The organism is Streptococcus parasanguinis (assembly GCF_964238605.1).
Taxonomy (GTDB): domain Bacteria; phylum Bacillota; class Bacilli; order Lactobacillales; family Streptococcaceae; genus Streptococcus; species Streptococcus parasanguinis_AJ.
The window spans coordinates 405,494-414,184 of the sequence record NZ_CAXSMM010000001.1 but is presented as its reverse complement, the minus strand read 5'-3'; the positions used below and the strand labels follow the sequence as shown (position 1 = coordinate 414,184).

Sequence of the window (8,691 nt, the reverse complement as noted above, 5' to 3'; positions counted from 1 at the left end):
TAGAGCCCACTCAACCACTGCGTCTTGCTCGACAATCCAAAAATAATTGAGAGGCTAGGACTTTTGTCCCAGCCTCTATCTATTTGACTGACAAAAGGGGGGATTGATGGTAAAATGAGGAAGAGATTAGGAGGAGATGAAATGAAGAAGAAAATAAAATGGGGCCTTGTCTTATGTTCGGTACTTATACCAGTATGTTTGAGTGCCTGCAAACAAGGAACTGTAGAAAAACAAGGTTCTTCGAATAAAGAAGTACAGAAGAAAATCGATCGAAAAAACATTCATTTTGACAAGACAGGACCTGCAGCAACATTTGATTGGGATGCAAAGAACAGTATCAGATACATAACGTTTGAAAAACTTCCACAATATATGAGGTCAGATGATAGCGATGGTATTTCAATATATGGACAGCAACCGAATGAAGTCTCTCTATCTGAGGAAGGAAGAGTTCAAAAAGCTTTGCAGGTCGTTGAAGGAATCTATGTAGATCCAAGGGGAATAGACACAGTAATCAAGGCCAATGGGGCAAAAAATCAAGAGGATATGTATACTCGACTCTGGAACGATTATATTATCCCTAAAATTGAAAAAAACAGTAGTACTTTTGATCCAAATACTTATGTGGAATATCTTGGTGAGAAGTACCCCCTCAAAATATATGGTCCCATGTATTTGAAGCTCATGACGAATGCATTGAGCTTTGGAAAAAAATATGAATTAAAGGGCTATGCAGTTAAGGGAAACAAAGTATTTATTCGCATTCAGGTACCAACGTACTTCCCAGAGCTTTTACCGAGAGGGAATAAATATTATAAAAATCCTAATGAGTCAGATTTCAATCAAGCCTTCTATGATTGGCTCGATGAATTCCATCAAAGGTATGCTGAAAAAGAAATAAATCGAGATGATCATATTTCCTATATCATGCTTTCAACAGTTTTACAACAGTTAGTTAACAAAAATTTCGAGGCAACCTCATTATCCGGTTATGCTTATAGTAAAACTTCGCCTACGGAATTCACGGTTGAAATGGAAGTGACAAATCAAGGTGATGTTCGAATTGATTTAAAAAACTTGGCTATTCTCTTACAAATCCCTCAGCAAATGAAGGGGGATAATCAGTATGGTAAGCAAGATGAGAATAATATCTTTTGGACCATCCCATCTGGAAATAATAATGACGGACAAAAGATAAAAGAAAAATTAAAGAATTTTAATCCCAAAAATCCTGTTAAAAGTTATGCAATTGGAGAGCCAGTTGTATTTGCTAATGGCTTAGAAGTTACACTGAATAGTGTAACAGACGATCCAAATTTGGATGTTCAGGATGATCAAGACCGTATCGATACAAGGAAAAAACAACATCGATTGATCGTCGAATTCACCCTATCGAATACAACACCTCTCAGTATTGAAAATACTCCAGATTATACAAATGTAGATCTCTATGATGGCCATGGCAAATCTGCTTATATGCTGAATAATACTTTAAATTACAAACAGCCAACAGTCCTTGAGGCAGGTGAGTCAGCTAAATATAAGATTAATTATTTAACAGATGGGGATGGGCCGTTTACGATCGTTTATGGTGACGCCAAATGGGTCATTCAAAAATAGAGAAAAATCCAAATCTTTAATCAGCTTATTGTAAAAGCTAGTGAGTTTAAGAAATTATAAGAAGCTTCAGTTGTCAATAAATTATTAAAGAAATTTATTCATATGTGGTTGGAAAAGTCGGAAGACTTTTAAAGAAAAATGACGAACAAATAAGGTAAAAGAAGCGTACAGAAAGTAGAAAAGAGAGAATGAAGAAGATTTTTAAATCAATCAAGTTTTGGATATTTGTATTACTTGTTACCTTGGCAGGAGGCTGGTTTATCCGGTATGAAATTCATAAGCGTGATATATCACAATTTGTAACTTGGAAACCTCGTCCACACATAGTTGATTCCCAATTTATTGCAGGTGGGAAAGCAGTAGCTATTCAATGGGATAATAAAAAAGAAGTGGATGAGGCGCTGGAAGCAAATTCGTACAATCCAAAAGTTAAAGTAGAATGGTTTATAAATGGTGGAAATAGTGAACGGTACATTGCACAAGAAAGTTACAAATTAAAATCTGACCCACGTCTCTATTTTCAATATTATATTCGTGGTAATCAAGTTCCTTACCTAACTACAAATAAAGCACAAAAGGGAGAGTACTGGCTCATTGATGTCTATGATACCAAGGACAAGCGCTTAGTGAAGAAAACATATGATGTTTTTAAGATAGTACGAGATATGGATAAGAATTATATCCCCTTATCTGTTAAAGTTTCTTCTATGTTGTTGGATACATATGATGGAGAAACATACATTCCGATTGATATTCTTGTCGATAAGAAAGACAAATATATTGTAGAACCTGGAAATATCTATGTACAAACAGAGTATCAATCTCGTATAGGGTTAATGAATGTTAAGGATGGAAAGTTCGCTTGGAAAACCTCATCAGGCAAAGGTTATGAACAAGTTCAAAAAGAAAGTCTAGAAAACGACAAAGACTCGCATCCATTTGAATACAATTTTGAAAGAGGACAATTGGAGCTCCAACATTCACGTTTGTTATTTACAGATCGTAGTGATGAGGCTAAGGACATCCCATTGAAAACACTCTATCCGAAAGTATATTCGATTTTAAGCAAAGGGAATAATCCAACTACTGTAAAATGGGGTGAAGAATATACAAAAGGGGAGAATGCCTACCTATACTTTCTCGGACCAGAAGATCTCAACTTTGATATTTCATTTTTGGAATTGCTTTATAAAGTTCCAGAGCAGCGTTCAGGTGGATGGGATGATGTCCTACGGTATCATAAGATACCAGCAGAATTTTCAAAAGATGGGCAAGAACATCTTGCGAATAACAAAAAAGAATTTTTCCAATATTTTAAAAAGGAATTAAATCAAAGTAAGGATACTACAGAGTTCTCATTGCTGAGACGCTTGTATGAAGTACAGAACTACGTGGTCTCTAGGGATTTTGGAAAGTCCTTCGGTGATCTGACCATACCAGCTGAGTATACTAAAGATGGAAACGTTCATGTCGTTCAAAATGATGAAGAATTCTTCAAATATATGGATTTAGAGAAAATTCCTAATAAAAAGATGAAAGAAGATATTAAAAAAATGTTCCCATATGATGTAAAAAATTAATTGATTTAATTGAATTTTACAAGGAGGTCAGGCTATGAAGCCCAACTATTTCAAACTATTCGCAGGAATTCCACTTATTCTTTGTTGCCTGTTTCTTTCCAGTTGTAAGATCATGAAACCGAGTGATTACAAAAAGGCTAAAGAAGTTGTTACAGAAGTTTTTAAAGAAAATGGTCTTCATGGCAAAGTTACCATCACTAAGTTATCCTGGACTGCCCTAGAATACCCACAGTATCATGTAAGCTACGTATACTCTGAGAAGACCTACGATGATCAAACGGTAAAATTGGAAGATGAGGACGTAACTTTTAAAGATGACTGGTCGGGGTCATATAGTAGTTATCTTCCATCATACAAGGAAGCGTTTTTGAAACAGAAATCTATTAAAAATATCGAGGAAAAACTAGAGACTGAATTAAAGAAGCAATCTCTAGGTCTTCCTATTAGTTTCTTTGGTTTTTTATCTAACTCCAACCGTGATGAGAAGGAGCAAATTCTAGATAGTATCGCAAGTCAAAATCTCAAAGAAGGGAAAAAGGACTTTGCTGGTTACTATCAAATCCCTTTTCAGACCTTAATCGATCAAGAGTTAATCCGTATGACTATTTATATAGAGGATGGTGTATCCGTTAAGGAACAAGACTTAAAAGCAGCAGCCAAAAAATTAGACGCTAGCAAACTACCGGATGGTGCCTATGATTTCTACTATTCCAAAGGCAGTTACGCCGATTCCATTAGTTACTCATTCAAGGTTAAAGATGGGAAAGTTGTTTTTTATGAAGATCAAAATATTCAGAATTGAGTAACCGAATACAAGAAAAAGATCTAGTCGTGTTTGACTAGATCTTTCATGTTGCTTAGAAGTCTTCCTTCTTCTTAAGTGTCATAGAAGCAATAGCTGTAGCGACGAATGTCAAACCAGTTACAAGAAGTCCTAAATGATCTTCCGTTCCTGTTGAAGGAAGGGATCGTTTACTTTCTTTAGGCTTGTCACTAGATTTAGGAGTTTCACTAGATTTAGGTTTGTCACTAGGCTTAGGCTTATCTCCATTTGGTGATGGATTTTTAGGTTTGCTATTACTTGGTGTTGGTATATTTGGAATATCAATTGATGGTGAAGGTGGAAGAAGTTTATTTACCACATTTCCTTTATCAACGACAAGGTTTGTAGCTGAAGTAAAGTCGCTTGTAGTAACTTTGATGGATGTATCTGAAAGTTGGTAACCATTAGGAGCAGAGAGCTCTTTGATCACGTAATTTTTCGCTTCAAATCCAACAAAGCTTGCAAGTCCATCTTGACCAGAAATTGCTTGCGCTTGGCCTTGTCCATAAGGATTTGCAACAGGTGTCACACCATCTGCTTCAAAGAGTCCAAATACTGCACCAGCTAGGTAATCACCCTTTTCATCCACTTTACGAACCCTAAGGGTATAAAGTTTCAATTCAGGATTATTCACTGTTGGTGGAGTTGGTGGGATAACCTTGTTGATAAAGGTTTTCTTATCTCCATAAGCAACGACTGCTTGGATAGCATTTGATGCTTCATCCTTTGTGACGGTAACTGTGACATCCACTTGACCTTCATCATATTGGATGTTTGCCTGATCAGCTGGAACGACTTCTTTAATGGTATATTTATGAGTACCAATCATCGCTTCCGTGTAGGCGATTGCATCAAATGTCACTGTACCATCTGCAGCATTTTGTTTTGTCTGAAGAACAGTACCATTTTCGTCCAAGAGGTTAAAGCTAAATTCACCACCTTGAAGGTCACGACCTTCTAAAATCTTGCTTGTGGTAATTTGTTTTTCACTTGGAGTTGGAGGTGTCGGAGGTGTATACGTGTTGGTAAAAGTAGGAGTATCTTTCTTACCGTCGTATTGCACATCCGCATTCAATTGTCCATTTGCATCCTTAGTGACAGTCACTGTTACAGTATGAACAGATTCATCATAAGTGATTGCTGATTCTGGTGTAGCTGGTTTTTGTTCAGTAATTGTGTAGGTGAACGTACCAGCTTCATTAAAGCTTACTGGATTGAAGAGAATATCGCCATTCTCACCATTTGTCTTGGTATCAATGAGCGTACCAGCTTGATCCTTGAGAAGGAAAGTAAACTCATTTGCTTTCAACGTACGGTCGCTCGAACCATTGATCGCCAATACTTTTTTAGCCTTGAATTGAGCTGTCGTTGGTTTCACTGTTGGAGGAACAGGAGTTGGAGGTGTATACGTGTTAGTAAAAGTAGGAGTATCCTTTTTACCGTCGTATTGCACATCCGCATTCAATTGTCCATTTTCGTCTTTTGTAACAGTCACTGTTACAGTATGAACAGATTCATCATAAGTAATTGCTGATTCCGGTGTAGCTGGTTTTTGTTCAACAATTGTGTAGGTGAACGTACCAGCTTCATTAAAGCTTACTGGATTGAAGAGAATATCCCCATTCTCACCATTTGTCTTGGTATCAACGAGCGTACCAGCTTGATCCTTGAGAAGGAAAGTAAACTCATTTGCTTTCAATGTACGATCGCTCGAACCATTGATCGCCAATACTTTTTTAGCCTTGAATTTAGCTGTCGTTGGTTTCACTGTTGGAGGAACAGGTGTCGGAGGTGTTTTCGTATTTGTAAACGTATCTCCTTTTTCAGCATCCCCACCTGAGTAAGTCACAGTAGCGACGAGTTTATCGTTTGCTTTCTTCACCTCAACTGTAGCAGTGATGGTTTGTGTGCTATAGCTGATAGAATCATCCGTACCTTTGTTTTCGGTAATGGTGTATGTGTGTGTTCCTTCTGCAGTATAAGAAAGTTCCTGGAAGGTTACAGTACCATTTGCTTTGTTTTTAGCAGTTTCAAGGGTCGTGTTTCCTTCTTTCAAGACAAATTCAAATTGATCGTCTGTCAACGGTAAGTTTGTTTCACCTTCTTTAAGGAGCTTTTTCACTTGAAGTGTAGCTGTTACACTTTCTGCTTTAGGAGCTTCTTTTTTGTTGGTGAACGTATTTGTCTCAGTTTGACCATCAGAGTAGCTGATTTGTTCTACAACCAAGGCGTTGTCTTTTTCAACCACTACAACTGTAGCCGTGATGGTTTTATCACTGTAGGTAATGGTTTTGTCCGTACCTTTTGTTTCAGTGATGGTATATTTGAATGTACCTGCTTTGTCTACAGTGATGTTATCAAAAGTAATTGAACCATCTTTTTTGTTCTTGGTTGTGCCAACAACTTTATCGTTTGAATCTTTTGCAACAAACTCAAAGTCATCACCCTTAAGTTCGCCACCTTCAAATGTTTTTTTAAGTTTTAAGGTTACCTTAGCATTTGAAACTTTTGGTTTGTTTTGAGTATTGGTGATCGTATTTTTTTGTTCACCATCTCCACCTGAGTAAGTGACAGTAGCGACCAGTTTGTCGTCAGTTTTCTTCACATCGACAGTAGCCGTGATGCTTTGTGTACTATAGTTGACATTAGCATCCGTACCCTTGTTTTCAGTGATGGTGTATGTATAGCTACCTTCCTTATTGAAGGTTAGAGACTTGAAGTTGACAGTGCCATCTGCTTTATTTTTAGCAGTTTCAACTACCGTATTATTTTCATCTTTCAAGACAAACTCAAATTGACCTTCTGTGATTGGAACTTGTTTATGTTCTTGATCACCGGCTACTTCGAAAGCTTTTTTAACAACAAGATTTGCAGTAGTTTCAGTTACTTTTGGTTTGTTTGAAGTGTTTACAACTTTAATAACATTCGACTCATTGATTGGTTCAACTTTTGAAGTATAACCATCAGGTGTATTCGTTTCTTCTACTGAATAAACAATCGGTTGTCCATCTTTAATCCCTGGTAATTTAGAAAATTCTGCAGTCCAACCTGAAGCCTTTGTCAAGGTCTTAGTCATACCGTCTAATTTTTTACCATCAGCTAATAATTGAACTGTGATATCTTTACGGTCAGCTTCTTCATCACCAACCCATTCTTTTTGAACAGTTATAGTTTTATCACCGGATACCCAGAAGTTTAATTCTGTGTTATTCCAGAATGCTGGGTCTTTTAATGGTGTTTTGATTTCATCAGCTGTTAACGTAGCATTGTTGTCAACGCGAACGGTTGTCTTAGGAATTAATGTTTGGTATTCAACGATCAATTCATCGCTTGATGCTGTTTTAAAGACATCACTGACATCTGATAAATTCACGGTAAATCCATTGCCGTCCGCATCGAATTTCACATGTTTCCAGAAGTCCCAACCAGAAGCTACCACTTGTCCACCTTTTCTCAAAGTGAAGGATGGTTTCAAGTAAGTTCCTACAAAGAATTCACTTGCAGCGTGGTTTGCAGCAGGAGCAAAAGTGATTTTTGAGTAATCTACAGCTGGAGCTTGGATTTTATCTGACACAACAGGGTTTGTGATGGCTTGTTTCTTACCATCTCCGTTGATACGAATGAACCAAGTAGTGAGATAATAGTCATCTCCAACATTCATCCATGCATAGTTTTCAGATGCGTCTAATTTGAATTGTTTAGAAACATAATCACCTGTACGATTATATTTATTTAAGATTGCTTCGAAAACTCCTGGCCCATCAGGACGTGTGATGACGACTGATTCTGAACCAACTTTTGAGGTAGCCGTTTTATTTCCAGGATTTCCCGGAGTGTTATCCCATTCTGCTTTGTATGAGAAACCACCCTTAACGTTTTGGTTCATGGATTCGATGGCTTTTTTAAAAGTAAAAGTAATCTTTTTGTTTGTCATCGAAATGGTTGCGACTTCAGCTCCATTTGCTTGGAGTGATTGAGTTGCAACTTCAGTGATATTGACACCTTCTGGAGCATCAATGGTAAACGTATCACCTTCTTTAACTGATTTACCAGTTAAATCCCAGTCAAATGAAAAGATAACTTTTTGTCCACTTGCCTGAGCCTTTAAATTGGTGACGGTTGGTGAAACAGTGGCCGCGCTAACAGGTTTGATCACAGACAAGCCTAAGGCTACCACGGCGATGATAGCTACAAATGCAACTATCTTTTTATATAGAAATTTCAATTGGCCTCATTTCCTTTCTTTTGCATAAATTTCGTAAAGTTTTTCTATATAGTGATATCTCCTAAAACTGAAAAACTCCTGATCTTTGCTCCATACAATCAGTTGCTTTATTTGAACATGTATTTAGAGAAGAAGGACCTTACCTCTATTGAGAAAATATGGGGGCATACCTCAATATCCTATCTTTAGTCTGTCCATACTAGAGGATTGGTTGGACCTGAAACAAACTTTCTAAAAACAATGATTCGATAGAAAAACGGAAGAAATTTACGCTTCATAATATAAAATGATAATAAGCAGTGCAAACTTAACAGAATAATCATCCCATTACATTTTTAAAAGATTATTATCATATTTATTATATTCTTTTAGTGTGATAAGTCAAGCTAAATGCAACAAAAATAGAGGAAATTGTTCATTTTATTCCAACCACTACCTGACCC

General features: G+C 36.9%; 4 protein-coding genes. 3 read left to right on the top strand and 1 reads right to left on the bottom strand.

Features of this window, described 5'->3' with window-relative positions; translation table 11 throughout:
* The first annotated feature begins 141 nt into the window (after positions 1-141).
* The 3 genes from ACESR9_RS02010 (at position 142) to ACESR9_RS02000 (ending at position 4,002) form a co-directional block, all read left to right on the top strand.
* Positions 142-1,620, top strand: a complete 1,479-nt coding sequence (locus ACESR9_RS02010; RefSeq protein ID WP_373105273.1) for a hypothetical protein — start codon at positions 142-144, stop codon at positions 1,618-1,620.
* A 188-nt stretch (positions 1,621-1,808) separates the two neighbouring features.
* A complete protein-coding gene (locus tag ACESR9_RS02005) occupies positions 1,809-3,200 on the top strand; it encodes a hypothetical protein (protein WP_373105271.1) in 1,392 nt (463 codons plus the stop codon).
* A gap of 34 nt (positions 3,201-3,234) precedes the next feature.
* Positions 3,235-4,002 (top strand): hypothetical protein, encoded by a 768-nt coding sequence (locus ACESR9_RS02000; protein WP_373105270.1) that lies wholly within the window; start codon positions 3,235-3,237, stop codon positions 4,000-4,002.
* Positions 4,003-4,057: 55 nt separating this feature from the next.
* Here the strand turns inward: ACESR9_RS02000 and ACESR9_RS01995 are convergent, their stop codons facing one another.
* Positions 4,058-8,248, bottom strand: coding sequence for a Spy0128 family protein (locus tag ACESR9_RS01995; protein WP_373105268.1), 4,191 nt, complete (start codon positions 8,246-8,248; stop codon positions 4,058-4,060).
* Positions 8,249-8,691 lie beyond the last annotated feature (443 nt).